This is a genomic window from Lactiplantibacillus mudanjiangensis, from assembly GCF_005405385.1.
GTDB lineage: Bacteria > Bacillota > Bacilli > Lactobacillales > Lactobacillaceae > Lactiplantibacillus > Lactiplantibacillus mudanjiangensis.
Window position 1 is genome coordinate 248,396 of the sequence record NZ_BJDY01000004.1, and the last position, 16,284, is coordinate 264,679.

At 44.1% G+C, this 16,284-nt stretch carries 16 protein-coding genes; 7 read left to right on the forward strand and 9 right to left on the reverse strand.

Annotated features, from left to right (window positions below):
* Positions 1-116: 116 nt before the first annotated feature.
* The gene (locus FFM84_RS09370; protein ID WP_130845005.1) at positions 117-542 is read left to right on the forward strand and encodes a MarR family winged helix-turn-helix transcriptional regulator; all 426 of its coding nucleotides are present in this window, start codon (positions 117-119) and stop codon (positions 540-542) included.
* A gap of 6 nt (positions 543-548) precedes the next feature.
* On the forward strand, positions 549-1,700 hold the full coding sequence (locus FFM84_RS09375) for an MFS transporter (RefSeq protein WP_130845006.1): 1,152 nt from the start codon (positions 549-551) through the stop codon (positions 1,698-1,700).
* A 513-nt stretch (positions 1,701-2,213) separates the two neighbouring features.
* On the opposite strand, the gene FFM84_RS09380 is transcribed toward FFM84_RS09375, so the two are convergent.
* Positions 2,214-2,948, reverse strand: a complete 735-nt coding sequence (locus tag FFM84_RS09380) for a sulfite exporter TauE/SafE family protein (RefSeq protein ID WP_130845007.1) — start codon at positions 2,946-2,948, stop codon at positions 2,214-2,216.
* Positions 2,949-3,059: 111 nt separating this feature from the next.
* On the opposite strand from FFM84_RS09380, the gene FFM84_RS09385 reads away from it, so the two are divergent.
* Positions 3,060-3,629, forward strand: a complete 570-nt coding sequence (locus FFM84_RS09385) for a TetR/AcrR family transcriptional regulator (RefSeq protein WP_165450026.1) — start codon at positions 3,060-3,062, stop codon at positions 3,627-3,629.
* Between the two features lie 31 nt (positions 3,630-3,660).
* Here FFM84_RS09385 and hflX read toward each other — a convergent pair whose 3' ends face one another.
* Complete coding sequence (gene hflX, locus FFM84_RS09390) at positions 3,661-4,947, reverse strand: GTPase HflX (protein WP_130845009.1); 1,287 nt, start codon at positions 4,945-4,947, stop codon at positions 3,661-3,663.
* 88 nt (positions 4,948-5,035) lie between these two features.
* On the opposite strand from hflX, the gene FFM84_RS09395 reads away from it, so the two are divergent.
* Positions 5,036-5,473: an NUDIX hydrolase gene (locus tag FFM84_RS09395; RefSeq protein WP_130845010.1), complete on the forward strand. Its 438-nt coding sequence runs from the start codon at positions 5,036-5,038 to the stop codon at positions 5,471-5,473.
* Positions 5,474-5,615: 142 nt separating this feature from the next.
* Entirely contained in the window at positions 5,616-5,930 is a 315-nt protein-coding gene (locus tag FFM84_RS09400) for a DMT family transporter (protein WP_130845011.1), read from the forward strand.
* 383 nt (positions 5,931-6,313) lie between these two features.
* Here the strand turns inward: FFM84_RS09400 and FFM84_RS09405 are convergent, their stop codons facing one another.
* The 7 genes from FFM84_RS09405 to FFM84_RS09435 form a co-directional block, all read right to left on the reverse strand.
* Positions 6,314-6,616 (reverse strand): hypothetical protein, encoded by a 303-nt coding sequence (locus tag FFM84_RS09405; RefSeq protein WP_130845012.1) that lies wholly within the window; start codon positions 6,614-6,616, stop codon positions 6,314-6,316.
* A 155-nt stretch (positions 6,617-6,771) separates the two neighbouring features.
* Positions 6,772-7,068 (reverse strand): hypothetical protein, encoded by a 297-nt coding sequence (locus FFM84_RS09410; RefSeq protein WP_130845013.1) that lies wholly within the window; start codon positions 7,066-7,068, stop codon positions 6,772-6,774.
* A gap of 445 nt (positions 7,069-7,513) precedes the next feature.
* Positions 7,514-8,167 (reverse strand): histidine phosphatase family protein, encoded by a 654-nt coding sequence (locus FFM84_RS09415; RefSeq protein WP_130845014.1) that lies wholly within the window; start codon positions 8,165-8,167, stop codon positions 7,514-7,516.
* An 11-nt stretch (positions 8,168-8,178) separates the two neighbouring features.
* A complete protein-coding gene (locus FFM84_RS09420) occupies positions 8,179-8,832 on the reverse strand; it encodes a histidine phosphatase family protein (RefSeq protein WP_130845015.1) in 654 nt (217 codons plus the stop codon).
* A gap of 63 nt (positions 8,833-8,895) precedes the next feature.
* Positions 8,896-10,752 carry a cation:proton antiporter family protein gene (locus FFM84_RS09425; RefSeq protein WP_130845016.1) on the reverse strand — a complete coding sequence of 619 codons (1,857 nt, stop codon included), beginning with the start codon at positions 10,750-10,752 and terminating at the stop codon, positions 8,896-8,898.
* Between the two features lie 18 nt (positions 10,753-10,770).
* Positions 10,771-11,682: a GrpB family protein gene (locus tag FFM84_RS09430; protein WP_130845017.1), complete on the reverse strand. Its 912-nt coding sequence runs from the start codon at positions 11,680-11,682 to the stop codon at positions 10,771-10,773.
* 133 nt (positions 11,683-11,815) lie between these two features.
* Positions 11,816-12,442, reverse strand: a complete 627-nt coding sequence (locus tag FFM84_RS09435; RefSeq protein WP_165450311.1) for a DedA family protein — start codon at positions 12,440-12,442, stop codon at positions 11,816-11,818.
* 346 nt (positions 12,443-12,788) lie between these two features.
* Here FFM84_RS09435 and helD point away from each other — a divergent pair, with 346 nt between their 5' ends.
* The gene (helD, locus tag FFM84_RS09440) at positions 12,789-15,095 is read left to right on the forward strand and encodes an RNA polymerase recycling motor HelD (RefSeq protein WP_130845019.1); all 2,307 of its coding nucleotides are present in this window, start codon (positions 12,789-12,791) and stop codon (positions 15,093-15,095) included.
* Between the two features lie 221 nt (positions 15,096-15,316).
* Positions 15,317-16,240 carry a type I pantothenate kinase gene (gene coaA, locus FFM84_RS09445; protein WP_130845020.1) on the forward strand — a complete coding sequence of 308 codons (924 nt, stop codon included), beginning with the start codon at positions 15,317-15,319 and terminating at the stop codon, positions 16,238-16,240.
* Positions 16,241-16,284: the final 44 nt, after the last annotated feature.

The following is a 16,284-nucleotide window of genomic DNA, read 5'->3' on the forward strand; positions in this document are numbered from 1 at the left end:
CTCGGTAGCAAATCGTCTTTTGTCCCACTCTCTTTTTTTCGAAGATTTTCTGAAAATAATGTTGGACTTTACAAAACTATACAGTGTGCTGTATAGTTTAAGCATGAGGTGAGCAGATGAATAATGATGAAATGATTGCGCGGCAGCTATTAGTATTAGCACGTAAAATTAAACAGCGTCGAAATTTACATATTCAAGATTTGAATTTAACGACCGGCCAAGCCGATGCGTTGAAGTATTTTGCTGATCATCCTAATCAAACGATTGCCATGTTTAAGGATTATCAAGAAATTACCCATCAAACCGCACGGGTTATCGTGCAACATTTGGTGACTTTAGGCGTGGTGACTTTAGCACCGAACCCTAATGATGGTCGTGCGAAATTAGTGGTGGTGACACCTTTAGGCTTGACCAAACGCGCCCAGTTAAATGAGCATGGCTGGCGAACAAGTGAAGAACTCTTTGCCGGCTTTACAGCCGAGGAGCAACAACAATTTTTAGCATTAGTGCGGCGTGCCAATGCGAATTTAGAAGGGGAATGACCTAGCGTGAGTACGCGTTTATATACCAAAGATGTGAAATTAGTTTTAGCAGCAAGTTTCTTTTATTTAATGAGTCCGATGTTGATTAATCCGGTCATTGCCGGATTTGCGGCCAATATTGGGGCCAGCAGTATTTTAGCCGGAGTCGTTGCCGGCGCGATGAACTTAACCTCGCTAGTTTTACGGCCACTAGCTGGTAATTTAACCGACCGCGTGTCTAAATATCACTTAACGTTTGCTGGTGGTGTGCTGATTTTATTAGCGAGTTTAGGCTATAGTTTGACAACCAATGTGGCATTAATCTTAGTATGTCGGGTGATTAACGGCTTGGGTTACACATTATGCTCAGTTTGCATGGCAACGTGGATGGCCAGTTTATTACCAGCTGATCGGATTGGCTCTGGAATGGGGATCTATGGGTTAGCCAATGCGTTAGGGATGGCGGTTGGCCCGGCGGTTAGTGTTTATTTGTATCAGCATTACAGTTACCAAAGTGTGTTTTGGTTAGCGGCAGCGTTTAGTTTGTTAATGTTGATCGTGATTCAATTTGTTGGCAATCGGAGTGTTCCTAGTGCTAATTATCAACAGACGACGACTAAAAAGTTACGTTTAGTTCAACTAAAGGTCGTACCAGTGGCATTAATTTTAATGTTATTCTCGTTACCGTATTTTGCCACCCAAACGTATATCGTGAGTTATATTGCACATCGCCACTTTGCTGTATCGGCCGGCATCTTTTTTCCGATTTACGCCACCATTTTGTTGGTGATGCGGTTAGTCTTACGTGATGCCTTTGATCATGTGCCATTCAAAAAGTTCATTTGGCTTTGCTTAGGGTTCAACTTGTTAGGGTTAATTGGATTAACCGATTTAAGTAATTGGTTCATGCTGTTAGTTGGAGCGTTCGGTTTGGCAGCCGGTTATGGGCTCATGTTTTCAATTTGCCAAGCTAAAGCGTTAATGCTGGTACCCGAAGCCGATCACGGTTTGGCAAATAGTACGTTTTACATTGGCGTTGATCTTGGCATGTCATGTGGGCCGATGTTGGCTGGGGTCATTACCACTGTTTTACCATGGGCCTGGTTTTATCCAGTCATGATGCTAACCTTACCATTAATTGTGATTGTTTATTGGAGCAGTCGTCGGTTACTCGCTTAATCAAATAACCCCGTTCAGCAATAGTCGGCTGAACGGGTTTTTAGTTAAACATTTAAAAGTTGGAAGTTAAGCATGACGGTAAAAGGTGTACTAGAATTGATTTAAGTCATACTAAATTGATCACCTACGCCAGTCAGCGATTCTGCCGGATGTGGGACCGGCTTCCGCCTCGCTTTTGAGCCAAGCTAAGACCGCTGCTTTCACGGCCGGCGCCATCACTGGCTGACTCCAGTTATCTTGTGGATCAATTTAGTGATTATCAGTGTAACCGTGAGTGAGCTCACATTGAGCCCAGCCGTGGAAGACTCTTAGCGATTTATCGCTTAGAGTCTGGCGCTTTTGAAACACGGGTTTGGTGGTTCAAAACGACGGTTCAGACCGCATTTTGGCTGAAGCGTTCCGCCCACAGCGTTCCGGCTCAAGGTGGGCGAACGGCAGGTGGCAAGCAAATCTACTTTTAATCAGTAGCCCCCGCCGTATCAACGATTATTACTAAAAAGTAGCTTTCAACCTTTAGATAAACATTTTAATCCCAAAATAAATAATCAATAAGCCTAAAAATGGGGTTAACACACGATTAACGCGATTTAAGTCAAGACGGCGAATGACGAGCGGGGTGGCAATGGCCCCAATAATCGCCCCAAGCATTAATAACCAACCCGCTTGCCAAGCAAAAGTACTGGTGAATAAATGTCCAACGAGACTGATTGCGGACATCGTGGTTAAGACATAAGTAGCGGTGCCGGCTGCTTGAACGGCCGTCAACCCAAGAATAGCGAGTCCAGCCGCAGTGGTCGCGCCACCACTAAGACCACCAATTCCGACCATCAAGCCACTGAGTAAGCCAAAGCCTCGTGCTGCCCAAACTGACTGATTGGCGGCAGGTTTAGTTGATTTCCGAAATGCTTTTAGTAAAACCATGCCGCCCATAATTAGGAAAATGGTGCCGACAATCCAGTTGTATAATTTTTGGGGAATGAACTGACTGCTCAGCGTTCCAACGATAATTCCGGGAATCGCGGCTAAAATCATTTGGTTACCAACATGCCAATTAATATTTTTAATGTGCATTTGGGTTAAAAAACCAAAAAACAAAGCGGGTAAGGCGACCACTAATGACGTGGGCACCGCTACGGCCGTTGCTAAACCTAGTTGACTTGTCAGGACACCTAAGTATAGTGCGGCCCCACCGCCGCCAATTAAACTAATAAAAATACCAATGGCTAAGCCGTAAATTAAAATCAACATATTGAGACCTTCTTCATGAGATGTTAGTTTAAATATAAACGGAGTCGGCTCCACTTGTCAAGCGAGTGTTTTTAGCGTATGGTAAAAAAAGAAGTTCTGGGGGTGAGGGACATGCGTAAAGATGCGCAACAAAATCGTGATAAAATTTTAACCGCAGCCGTTCACTTATTTGAAAGTCAGTCGGTTGAGACAGTGAGTATGAAAGATATTGCGACGGCGGCCGGCATTGGGCCAGGGACATTATATCGGAACTATCCGAATAAGAGTGCGTTATGTTTGGACGTCTCGTTGGTGGATATTCAGGCCTTTGTTGATGATGCTCACGACTACTTGGCTCAAACAACTGACACGGCAATCGCTCAGTTTGAACAAGTTTTAACGCGATATTTGCAATTTCGTGAACGTCGGTTACAGTTGCTGGCATCGATTGAAAATGGCGCAACGGTGATGGCAACGTATTATCAAAGTGACCTGTATCAACAATTAGTAGCGGTTTTTATGCAAGTCCTTAAGCCATTAAGTGGCGACCTAAAAATTGGCGAATTGAAATTTCGGGCGGATATGTTATTGGCGATGCTGAAGAGCAATAGTTATGCCTACCAACGGCAGCAAGGCTTGACTCGCGCAGATTTATTGGCGAATTTAAGTCGATTGATGATCAAAAAAGGTACTCAAAATTAATCACTAATTTTGAGTACCTTTTTGTTATGATTTAAGCGGGTGTCACCGCGTATTTGGCATAGCGTTGGGCATCAACGGTGTTGAGTTCAACGGTTAATTGCGTCCCGTCGGCGAGATAATCGGTTTTTAAGATGTTAGCATGGTCATTCAAGTAGGCCACGACATCACCATCATTAAATGGAATCAAGAGGGTGGTCGTCACGAAATCCTTGAAGACTTTGGCCTTGATCATCTTCGTTAAGGCTTGGATCGAGGCTTCATCGCGCGCCGCATAGATTAATTGATCATCTTGTTGGTTAGGATAGTTAGCTTCGGTCAAATCAGCTTTATTGTAAGCATAGAGCATTGGCACATCGTGAACGCCAATGGCCTTTAACGTTTCCTCAGTAGTCGCCATCATTTCTTTGTAATGTGGATCAGCGTAATCAATCACTTGAATTAAGAGATCAGCGCTGGCCGCTTCAGCTAATGTGGAACGGAAGGCGTTAATTAAGTTATGTGGCAAATTGCTGACAAACCCAACCGTATCACTTAACAATAATTGTTTGTTGTCAGGGAAAGTTAGTTGGCGAATGCTTGTATCTAAAGTGGCAAACAACATGTTCTTTTCAAACACTTGCTTGTCTTCACCTTTACCAAATAATTTAACTAAGCCATTCATGGTCGTTGATTTACCAGCATTGGTGTAACCAACTAAAGCCACATTTGGTAGGCCAGCCTTTTCACGGGCTGAACGGCGGACTTCAGCGTCCTTGTTTAATTCTTTGAGTTCATGCTTGGCATGGCTGATTCGGTCTTGGATCGTCCGGCGATTTAATTCAAGTTGGGTTTCACCAGAACCACGGTTGGTAAAGCCACCGCCACCACCAGCAGCGGCCCCAGCTTGTTGATCAAGCCGGTTAGCGATGCTGGTCCGTAGCCGTGGTAATTGGTATTGTAATTGGGCGATCTTGACTTGTAACTTGGCTTCTTTACTGCGAGCACGGTTACCAAAGATTTCCAAAATTAATCCGGTTCGGTCGATAATTTGTAAGCCAGTTTCGGTTTCCAAGTTACGGACTTGACTAGGGGTTAAATCGGCATTGACGACCATGACGTTTAAGTCTTCGGCTTCGGCCATTTCTTTGATTTCAACGACTTTCCCTTTACCGAAATAAGTGGCAGGGTTGGGTTTTTCTAAGCTTTGATCAATGCGCAGTTCCGCATGCATATTGTTCGCTTCAACTAACGCTTCTAGCTCGGACATGGCGTAGTCGTAATTAGCGACGGTTTTAGACATGCCGGCGATGATGACTGGTTGTACCATTGGTTCGGACATTCAATCACACTCCTCGTGTTATAGTTATCCTAAGTATAACATGTCTAATCTAAATATTAGTGATTTAGAGATTGTGGAGGTGAGATCAATGGGCTACGTGTTAGATTTGCGACAACAAGTTGGTCATCAACCGTTAGTGGTCGTTGGGGCCGCACTACTTGCAACGAATGCGGTGGGACAATTGTTGTTGGTTAAGCGAACGGATAATCAGTGCTGGGGACTGCCAGCTGGTTCGACCGAGCCAGGCGAAACGACTGAACAAACGGCACAACGAGAGTTACGTGAAGAAACGGGATTAACGGTAGCTAAGGTGCAGTTGGTCCAAGTTTTCAGTGGACCCAAGATGCATTATACCTATCCAAATGGTGATGTGATTGATAGCGTCACTATTTTGTATCGCGGTGTGGTTAGTGGTGGGCAGTTGATGTCGACCACGAATGAAACTTCGGCGGCCATGTTTTTTGATCGCGATCAGTTACCAACGCCATTAACGCCAATTACCGCGTATATGCTGTCAAGTCTGTGAACTTGACGGGATAATTGAGATTTGCTAAAGTAAAGTTATTCAAATAGTAAACTGTCGCCGGACAGTAGTTGGTCACTTCCATAGGTCATAGCGGAAGTGAACGCTACTGGTCGGCTTTTTTGTTTAAGGAGGATGTTTTAACATGACATGGGTTTATTTAATTGTTGCTGGTTTGTTTGAAGTTGTTTGGGCGACTACTATGAAGTTGAGTAATGGGTTTAGCCAATTTGGGTATGCGGCCGCGACTGTTATTGGCATGGTGTTGAGTTTTGGCTTTTTAGCTTTAGCAACGAAGCACTTACCGTTAAGTATTGCTTATCCAATCTGGACGGGCGTTGGCGCGGTTGGTTCAATTATTGTCGGGGTATTGTTGTTCAAAGATACGCTCGCGCCGATTACGTGGGTCTTTGTGGCCTTGCTCGTGATTGGGATTGTTGGAATTAAGGTGACTAGTTAACTAAAGATTGAAAGATAAATAGGACGGTGAAAGCTTTGCCAGAATTGACTTAAATGATGTTAAATTGGTCACCTACGCCAGTCAGTGATTCTGCCGGCTGTGGGGATCGGTTCCAGCCAAAAAGCGGGGTTCCACCTCGCTTTTAAGCCTAGCCCAAACCGCTAGTCTCAAAAGTCGTCCATATCGTAAGCTCGGGAAAACCACCCGAACTAACGATATTTTCACAGCTGGCGCCATCATTGACTGACTCCGGTTTGTGACCATTTTTGACTGTTGAACACTTGTCATGTCAACGAAGGTTGTAAAAAATAACGTTCAACCTTTAGCCGGTTAACGAAGCGTATGAAAAATGGGCTCAGCACAATGACTGAGTCCATTTTTTGTTAGACCGTAATATCGGAATATCTAGTATAGAGACCGATCAACAGGTGAGGCTCGCACCCCTTGTCAGTAAGCGTCGTGACATCAAAGGCTAGGCCATTTTGCCACACCCAATCAGGAATTCGCGCAAAGTCGAAATGATCTAGCCAGTATCTTTCGTAGGTGAATCCTTCTTCTGGATCAACCAGCGTTTCAGTTTCAATGGCAACACCTAAATCTGTTTTGACGCCATTGATCATGAGAGCTTGTCCCACCACTTTGGCTTCACGTAAGGCTGTATCTTTGAATTCTAGTTCTATTTTCATCACAATCACACACCAATCTATTGATAATGATCAGACTAAATGGCGTAACCAATTAGCTGATCATTTTGATTCTAGCACCAGAAATAAGTTGACTGGTAAAGTGTTCCGTTTATGCGCCGGTGTGTGAAAAAAGACGAGTTAACGATGAGTGATGATCAGTAGGCCCTGTCTGGTTTAGGCATGTCTATGATGATGCAACCAAGCGTTTCGGCATTGTTACCAGCCTGTTTAATATAAAAAGACATGTTGTACTTCAGCATATATTCAGGGATTCTGCCATAGTCAAAGTGGGTTATCCAATATCTGGGATAAGTATCGCCTTCATTTTTGTCAGGAATTTGTTCAGTGTCGACGGTAATTCCTAAATTATTGCCATCTATGAAGACTTTATGATCAATGACTTTGTAGTTTTCAAGTGCGAAGTTTGCGAAATCAAGCTCCATTTTCATCATGTATTCACCTGCTAAATTTATTTATAATTCTGATAGTTAACTAAAGATTGAAAGTTAATGATGGCAATGGAAACTGTACTGATACTGGCTGGATCCGATTATTTTGCAGACACTAATCAATCTAGTGATCACCGATATAACCGAGAGTGAGCTCACATTGAGCCCAGCCGTGGGAGGCTCTTAGCGATTCATCGCTTAGAGCCTGGCGTTTTTGAAACACGGGCTTGGTGGTCCAAAACGATGGTTCAGACCGCTTTTTGGCTGAACCGGTCCGCCCACAGCGTTCCGGCTCAAGGTGGGCGAACGGCAGGTGGCAAGTAAGTCTACTTTTGATCGGTGAACATTTGCCATATCAACGATTATTGCTAAAAAGTAACGTTCAACCTTCAGTGGTTAAATAAAAAGTGCACACTACCGATTAAGTCAGTTAGCGTGCACTTAGGTATTAAATTAAATCTTCTGCATAACTGACGACTTTAATTGTATCACCATCAACGTCTAAACGGGTTAAACTCCCGTTTTTGGGACCGGTAGTAATATCCATGTCAGGAGCGAAGTGTGAAACGATGCTACGAATCGTGGTACCGTGAGTGACGACTAAGACCTTGTCACCATTATCATGATGGGCTTTCAGATAATCAAAGCCTGCATTCAAACGGGTCCAATAAGTCGCATTATCTTCGGCTTCATGAGTCGGATCGATGGTTTTCATCATATCGCGGGTTTGTTCAATGTTGATGTGTTCCAGCAATTCATGCAAGCTGGTGACACCATATTGCTTACCCACAAGTGACCAAACGCGGCTACAGTCATCACCTTCGTAGTAGCCGTAAAAGACTTCCCGAAAGTTAGGTAGGGTAGTTAAGTCATCGGTAGCTTGCTTAGCTTCACGCTTAATCAAGTTAGCAGTATCCATCGCCCGTTTGGAGTCACTAGAATAGTAGTGGCTAAAAGGCACGTCAGCCAATGCTTGACCAACTTTAGTGGCGACGTTGATGCCGTTATCCGTTAAGGGTGAATCTGACCAACCTTGCATCCGATTATAAAGATTAAAGTACGTCTGGCCGTGCCGGACGAAGTAAATTGAAAATTTTGACATGTTAACTCCTATTAGTCGATGTGATCTTTTTTGCCGAGATAGTCTAACTGAATATCGTCATCGGTCACGGTAAACTTCGTGACACTCCCGTTTTGAGGGCGGGCTGGTGACGTTAAGTTTGCGATTTCCGCCGCAATACTATAAATGGTATTGCCATGACTGACGAGCAAAATTTTGTCACCGTCATGTGACTTTTCGCGTAATTCAGCTAAGCCACCGTTAACGCGTTCCCAGAATTCAGCGTTGTTTTCTGCGTGATGGAACGGATCGGCTTCTTTGGCGAAGTCCTTGGCTTTATGAATCCCATATTTTTCAATGATCTCCGATAAGCTTGGCGCTTGATGGGGCGCACCAATTTCAAACCAAGTTTGCGAGGTATCATCGCCTTCGAAGTAACCATAAAACGCTTCGCGGAAAGCGGGCATCGGGGTAACGGTTAAGCCATCGTTACCACTGTTTGGCAAAATTAACTTTGCCGTGTTCATGGCCCGGGGCATATCACTGGCGTACGCTGCATCAAAATGAACGTGTTGTAACATCTTACCAGCATTGATGGCATCTTGTTCACCAACTTCGGTGAGTGGTGAATCACACCAGCCTTGCATCCGGCGGTATTTATTAAAGTAAGTTTGACCATGACGAATCATGTAAATTGAGAAAGACATGCTTTAACTCCTTATTAGGTCGTATTTCATTAAGTTTCAAGCCAACGCTATTATTTTAGCATACTAATTGGCGGTTGCGAGTGCTTGACGAATCCGTGGGGCATCTTGCTTGCTTCCTGTGAAAATGAGGCGATCACCGTATTGAATGGTCGTACTCCCATTAGGGACAATGATTTTGCGGTTACGGATGACCTGACTGATGGTAATATCTTGGGCAAATTGTAAGTTCTTAATCTGCACATTAGTGTATAAGTGGTTCACAACTTTGACTTCGTAGATACTGTTTTCCGTGTCACGTAACATGAGCAAGGTTGATGGTGATTCAATCAATGACCGGAGTAACGTAATGTTGGCTTCGGGCGTGTTGTAAACTTCAATGCCGAGATCACGAAGTTCGTCTTCGTGTTCATTGAGCACGTTACGGTCTTCAAAGCGGACGATAATTCGTTTAACCCCATATTCTTGGGCGGCTTTAGCCAACTGATAGTTGCGTTCGGCGTCAATATGACCAAGCACTAAAATATCGGTGTCAAAGACGCTATGGTCTTCCAAATCAACGGGTGTAAAGTTTTCCATCAATTCGACCGGTACTTGGGCGTGGTAGGTCTGATAGTTTTCCGGATGGTTGGTGTACATTTGCACATCGTACCAGCCTTTACGAAGTTGTTGGGCAACGGGCACAGTACTCAAGTTTGCGCCAATAAAGTGAACCGACGTCTTAACCAAGTCTTCTTTTTCAGCCGAATAGAACTTATTGAAAAGTAGTGGCGAAATGATACAAGTCAGTAACGCGGCCAATAAGAAGGCGCCTGACTGATCGGTTGTGATCGTCTTCATGGATTTAGCGACCCGTAAAACGGCTAAGACCATCGTCATGGTCGTGGCGGTTAATGCCGTTCCAGCAAAGGCATTCTTGGCTTTGAAACGTAACTTTAAGATCCAAATACTGCCCATTTTTGCGACCATGTAAGCGATGAAGAACAATGGGATCAATAGCAATGTTTTGCCACTTGTTAGTAAGGTCCGTAAGTTTAGATCAACGCCGGTGGAAATAAAGAAGATTGGGATGAAAAAGCCGTAACCGATTGAATCTAAACGTTCACGAGTACTGTCACTAGGCTGTAGAAGTTTTAACACAATCCCAGCTACGAAAGCGCCCAAAATATTTTCGGCACCCACGGATTCAGCGACGGTGACCATCGTGACAATTAAGAAAAAGGCCAACCGAATATCTAATTGCGTGGTGGATTTATTGATATTTTGATAAAACTGGAAGAACGGTTTGAACCGCAAGAGCATCAGTGCGGCAACCGCTAAGATTAGCAGCAATAACCACAAACTCTTCGAATCACTGCCATAGACTGAGGCGTATAACGTTAACCCCATCATCGGGATCAATTCCCCGAAAACTGAGATGAGCAGGACCGTTTGACCAAAGGCTTTACTGAGCAGTTCTTTTTCTTTTAAGGCGGCAATCACGATCCCGAGTGAAATCGTGCCGAATAAAATCGTTGCGAGCCAGAAATCACTGAATAAGCCGGTAATTTTAAACATCGCTGCTAATAAGAGTGACAAGACAATCACCGTTCCATAGCCGTAAACGGCCAAGCGGACTGGTGAGTATTTTGGCAAGTTAACGGCGTGTTTCTTTTCGAGTGGCGTTAACGCAGCGCGGCGCTTTTTGAATAAACTAAAGTCAATTTCAAGTCCACTTAAGAATAAGAGGACAATCACGCCGATGGTTGAGAGCTGTGAGATGGAACTGTTCATGCTGACGATGTTAAAGACGCTGGGGCCTAACACAATCCCGATAATAATTTCCATGACTGCAGTTGGTAAACTGTTGATTTTGAATTTGGCCATGACTAGTGGTACTAGTAAGGCGGCAAATAAAATAATGACTAATGAAACTTGATCCATAACAAATACCTCAATTCATTAATAAAGCTGTAATTGGTTATCAGCGTTGCCCCAGAAAGCTTCGTTGATAGCTGGTTGGGTAAAAACTTGAAGAATTTCTGCGATTCCCGGCGCGAGTTTATCCGGTGTTAAGCTGTTTAGTGGTAGCCAGCTAATGGCGCCTTCATAAGAGCCTGGTAACAAGTCACCGGAATAATCGGTCGTTGTATATAACGTACCTAATGAGACATCACCAGCCGCATTTTCGACCCAGGTGACGGTTCCGACCAGTTGTAAGTGATTGACAGTGAGACCTGTTTCTTCTAGCACTTCCCGTTTCATCGCGTGGACTTGCGATTCGCCTGGATCAACGTGCCCACCAGGAAAGGTTAAGCCAGTCCATTTGGCGTCGATCTTGTTTTCAACAACGACCTCGTTAGTTTCCGGGTTGCGAATCAAACACATGTTAACGAGTTCAGCACGGACGGTCCGGTCGTGATGTTCGTGCTGGTCTTTAGTAGTGAGCCATTCAGTGGCTTTGTCGTTGATCCCGCTAATAAAGTCAGCTTTAGCCGCAGCTTGGTTACTTTGACGAACAACCGTATATTTACGATTATCGGTGCGATGAGCATTCAAATAATCGCGGAAATTAATCATCGTTTGATAGGCCGTGTTATCGGTGGTCAAGATCACGTGAAAGGGGTGTTCGTGCCAAGTTAGTTGATAAGTTGTGGCTGAGACCAGCGTTGCGTTTAAAGCATTGGCGGCTGTTTCAACGTCGACGACCAGCACCGCAATATCGATCATCGGTCGCGCTAAACCTTGCGGCATGGCGGTACTGCCGACATGGCTACTGGCTTTGAAGCCGGGTAGTGTGGTTAAGGTTGCTTGAAAATCAGTGGCTAACGCTTGCCACTGTGGGTCATAATTGGTTAGTTGGGGCTTGGTCATAAAAGTACACCTCCGTTGGTTAATCCTATGAAAGAATACACTTTTTAAGCGGATTTTGAAAGAATTTACATGACTTTCAGGAATAAAAAAAGTTTGAGCCATCGCCCAAACTTTGATAAATGTTATTTTCAACTTAACGTGCCATTGGTCGTTGACGCAACGCTTTAACCAAGGTAATGGTTGCCGCTGGAATTAGAGCCGCAGCCATGATGCCTAAGAAACACAGCGAAAGATGCGTTTGAACGAAACTGATTGACCCAAAGAAGTAGCCGAGTGAACAACCCACGGCGACCCAAATGCCGACACCAACGAGGTTCCAAACGGCAAAGGAACGCGCTGGCATTTTGGCACCGCCCGCTGATAGTGGGACAAACGTCCGAATTAAGGGCACGAAGCGACCGAACATAACGGCCTTACTGCCATATTTGGCAAAGAACTGCTGCGCTTTGACTTGTTTATCTTGCGGTAAGTGTCGTTGTAACCAAGGGAGTCGAATCAAATGGCGGCCAATTTCAAAGTTAACGGTATCGCCGATGACGGCGGCCACAAAAAAGACGGGTACTAAAATTTGAATGTCTAAGCTGGTATGCGTAGCGGCCATCGTGCTGGCGAGAAAAATTAGCGATTCGCCGGGTAAGAATGGGAAGATGACCATGCCGGTTTCTAAAAAGATGACGGCAAACAGCAGAATGTAGCTCCAACTGCCAAGGGTGGTCAATAATGGGCCGATAACTTGTTCTAAATGGGTGAAAATAAACATGATTTGGTCCAACGTGACCACCTCCAAATTGTTACTTTCATTTTAGCGGTAAATCGCGTTAAATAAAAGATGTAATCGCTAACATTATAGCTGATTTAATCGAATCTTACTGAAGATAATAAAATATTCATGCTTTTGTCATGTTACTGACCAAACTTGTCGAAACGTGCGCTAAAAGACTGCTTTCTCCGCTTAGCTACGGAATCTGAAGGATTGAAACCCCCAATCATTCAGGTTCCTAGGCTATGCACGAAAGCAACCCGTCTTTTAGCCCACTCTATATAATTGTGTCAGGGCGCGGATAGTGCTAAAATTATTGTTCGATATTTATGAATGGAGGACTGAAATGGCTAAGTCGATTAAAGCTTTAGAACAAGCCCATCTCGATGACGTGGTGGCTAAGATTCGGGTCGCGGAGGATCAACAAAGTGAGACGATTCAACGTTCCGAACAAGATCAAGCGGATATTAAGCAGAATTTTTATAATGATGTCAATATTAAGACCGACAGTTACGAAGGCATGATGGAAACCGGGTTGTCAGTACGTCAACAACAACAAATGTTGGATGAACGTCAAAACAGCTGGCAACATGCGACCAAGCAATTATCGACGTTGAAGAAACTCGAAAAGAATGCTTATTTTGCACGCTTGGATTTCCACGAACACGGGGAACCTAAGACTGAAACCATCTATATTGGCCTGAGTTCATTTTCAGACAGTCCTGACCATTTCTTGATTTATGACTGGCGGGCGCCAATTTCTAGTATTTATTACGATGGTGGTTTAGGTAACGTGACGTACCAAACGCCAGATGGTCCGCAAGCAGTCGACGTCAAACTCAAACGACAATTGATGATTCAAGACGGGGAACTTGTGACCGTCTATGATACGGAAGAAGCGGTTGGGGATTCGATGCTACTTGAAGTCTTGGATGAAAAATCTGACGTTAAGATGAAGAGTATCGTCACGACGATTCAAAAAGAACAAAATACGATTATTCGAGATACGAGTTCCGACTTGTTATTCGTCCAAGGGGCCGCGGGTTCCGGAAAAACGTCTTCGGTCTTACAACGGGTGGCCTACTTGCTATATCGTTACCGGGGCAATTTAACCGCGGGGCAAGTGATGCTGTTTTCACCTAACCAATTATTTAATGATTATATTAATCAAGTGTTGCCCGAATTGGGTGAACAAAACATGGTCCAAATGACGTATTACCAATATGCGTCTTATCGGTTGCCACACATGCAAGTGGAAACTTTGCAACAACGGTTTGAAACCGAAAATACCGCGGACATGGCCGCGATTACCAAAATGGAAGGTAGCCTAGCCTTCTTTAATGCAGTGACGGCTTATGGGCGGCATTTGGAACAAGCCGACATGCGTTTTCGGAATATCACGTTGAACGATGAAGTTTTGATTCCACGTGACAAGATTCGCGAAATTTATTATTCATTTAATGAAAACTATCATTTAGCAAACCGGTTATCGGCTACTAAAGAAGCGTTGATTAAAATTTTAAATCGCAAAGTCGGCGCCGAAATGCGGTCGAAGTGGGTTGAAGAAGCGGTTCAAGATTTATCACGCGAAGAAATCAATGAATTCTATGGCAATCAACCACGCGAGTTTAAGAATGGCGATGAAGAGTTTAAGTTCTTGGCGCGTAAGATTGTCATGCAACATTTGGGCAACGCCCGGACGCAGATTGTGCGGCAACGGTTCTTAAGCATTAACATGCAATACGCACACTTTTTGAAACATGTGCCAGACTTGCTGAAATTAGAAAAATACGGTGTCACACGTGACGCTTGGGACGCGGCTGTTGAAACAAAATTAGCCGCCATCAAAGAACGGCACATTTCGTTAACAACTGTGTCGGCGTATATGTATCTGTATGACTTGATGACCGGTAAACGCGGCCAACGTGACATGCGCTTTGTCTTCTTGGATGAAATTCAAGATTACAATGCGTTCCAATTAGCGTTCTTAAAATACAGTTTTCCAAATGCGCGTTTTACGATGCTCGGGGATTTAAACCAAGCGATCTTTACTAAGGAAAACAGTCATACGTTGATTGGTGAATTGGAAACGTTATTCGATCCTGAAAAGACGCGCGTCGTCCAATTGACGAAGTCTTATCGGTCAACGCAACAGATCACTGATTTCACAAAAGAAATTTTAGTTAATGGCGAAGCGGTCACGGCGTTTAACCGCCAAGGCGACTTGCCAAATGTTGAAGTCACCGCTGATTTTGAAACTGGTGTGGATCAAGTTGTGGACCAGTTGGCCTTAAACGATTCTGATCGTGATACCACCGCAATTATTGGCAAGACGTTAGCCGAATGTGAACGATTGACGGAAGCGTTGACAGCTCGCGGTGAAAAGGTCACGTTGATTCGGACTGAAAATCAACGATTAGCCCCCGGCGCGATTGTGGTGCCATCATTCTTAGCCAAAGGGCTGGAATTTGATGCGGTGATTGTTTGGAATGCGAATGCCGATAACTATCAACGTGAAGATGAACGACAATTACTCTACACGATTTGCTCACGGGCGATGCATGAATTGACCGTGGTGGCGATTGGTGAATTATCACCATTATTAAATCGCGTGGATCAAAGTTTGTATACGATGAATGAAGCGACAGTTTAGTCGTGAGAAGCGTTTGGGATAAAACCCAGACGCTTTTTTAGTTGTCGAAACGTGCGGACACTGACTGCGACCTGTGCTTAGCTACGTCAAACTAACGATTGGAAAAGCACAATCATTAGCTTGACTAGGCTATGCTCGGTCGCAACCCGTCAGTGCCCGCACTCTTGATTGGATTTATGCTATAATACGCCTATTAATTTAGTGATGGTGGCAGACAGATTATGGAAGAGCAATTAAACTATTATCGCTTCTCACGTGATCAGTGGAAGCGATTCTATCGTAATGGCCATGTGCCGTTAACCGCGGAAAATTTACGGGAGATCAAAGCCTTTAATGACCGCATTAGTATTGAAGATGTGCGTGAAATTTATTTACCAGTCGCCCATTTATTACAAGCAAAGTTTGAACATTACTTGTCATGGCGCGAGACGGAATCCGTCTTTTTACAACGACAAAATAAACAATCCCCATTTATCATTGGGGTTTCTGGGAGCGTTGCGGTCGGGAAAACCACCACGGCGCGTTTGTTAGAACTGTTATTTAAATATTTATATCCGGATCGCCGGACGCAACTGATTACGACTGATGGGTTCTTGTATCCTAACGCCGTGTTAAAAAAGAAACAGTTGATGGATCGCAAAGGGTTTCCTGAAAGTTACGATATGCCACAACTGATTCAATTTTTAAATGATGTGAAGAGTGGCAAGCCACTGGCTAAGTCGCCGGTGTATTCGCATCAAACGTATGATATCGTCCCGAATCGATTTAACGTGATTACACATCCTGATATTTTAATTATCGAAGGAATTAACGTGCTGCAATTGCCAAGTAACCAACGAATCTATATTAGTGACTTTACGGATTTTTCCGTATATGTGGATGCCGATGCGGATTTAGTGGAAACGTGGTATTTGGATCGGTTTGAGGCGCTGATGAAGACGGCCTTCCAAGATCCGAAGAACTATTTTTACCCATGGGCGATCGGGGATCATGCCGAAGCGATTCGAATGGCAAAGCGCGTTTGGCGTGATGTCGACTTGAAAAACTTGAATGATTATATCTTACCAACCCGAAATCGTGCGGATTTGATTTTGCATAAGGTGGCGCACCATGTTATCGATGCGGTCTACTTCCGTAAGTATTAAGGCGGTTAAGAATTTTCTCATAATCATTGACCGAACGTTAAGAA

What these genes read in the sequence shown, in the direction of transcription:
- FFM84_RS09415 (WP_130845014.1), bottom strand. Translation starts at nt 8,167, where the DNA reads ATGTCAAAATTTTCAATTTACTTCGTCCGGCACGGCCAGACGTACTTT.
- FFM84_RS09435 (WP_165450311.1), bottom strand. Translation starts at nt 12,442, where the DNA reads ATGTTTATTTTCACCCATTTAGAACAAGTTATCGGCCCATTATTGACC.
- FFM84_RS09385 (WP_165450026.1), top strand. Translation starts at nt 3,060, where the DNA reads ATGCGTAAAGATGCGCAACAAAATCGTGATAAAATTTTAACCGCAGCC.
- FFM84_RS09395 (WP_130845010.1), top strand. Translation starts at nt 5,036, where the DNA reads ATGGGCTACGTGTTAGATTTGCGACAACAAGTTGGTCATCAACCGTTA.
- FFM84_RS09380 (WP_130845007.1), bottom strand. Translation starts at nt 2,948, where the DNA reads ATGTTGATTTTAATTTACGGCTTAGCCATTGGTATTTTTATTAGTTTA.
- FFM84_RS09405 (WP_130845012.1), bottom strand. Translation starts at nt 6,616, where the DNA reads ATGAAAATAGAACTAGAATTCAAAGATACAGCCTTACGTGAAGCCAAA.
- helD (WP_130845019.1), top strand. Translation starts at nt 12,789, where the DNA reads ATGGCTAAGTCGATTAAAGCTTTAGAACAAGCCCATCTCGATGACGTG.
- coaA (WP_130845020.1), top strand. Translation starts at nt 15,317, where the DNA reads ATGGAAGAGCAATTAAACTATTATCGCTTCTCACGTGATCAGTGGAAG.
- FFM84_RS09425 (WP_130845016.1), bottom strand. Translation starts at nt 10,752, where the DNA reads ATGGATCAAGTTTCATTAGTCATTATTTTATTTGCCGCCTTACTAGTA.
- hflX (WP_130845009.1), bottom strand. Translation starts at nt 4,947, where the DNA reads ATGTCCGAACCAATGGTACAACCAGTCATCATCGCCGGCATGTCTAAA.
- FFM84_RS09400 (WP_130845011.1), top strand. Translation starts at nt 5,616, where the DNA reads ATGACATGGGTTTATTTAATTGTTGCTGGTTTGTTTGAAGTTGTTTGG.
- FFM84_RS09370 (WP_130845005.1), top strand. Translation starts at nt 117, where the DNA reads ATGAATAATGATGAAATGATTGCGCGGCAGCTATTAGTATTAGCACGT.
- FFM84_RS09410 (WP_130845013.1), bottom strand. Translation starts at nt 7,068, where the DNA reads ATGATGAAAATGGAGCTTGATTTCGCAAACTTCGCACTTGAAAACTAC.
- FFM84_RS09420 (WP_130845015.1), bottom strand. Translation starts at nt 8,832, where the DNA reads ATGTCTTTCTCAATTTACATGATTCGTCATGGTCAAACTTACTTTAAT.
- FFM84_RS09430 (WP_130845017.1), bottom strand. Translation starts at nt 11,682, where the DNA reads ATGACCAAGCCCCAACTAACCAATTATGACCCACAGTGGCAAGCGTTA.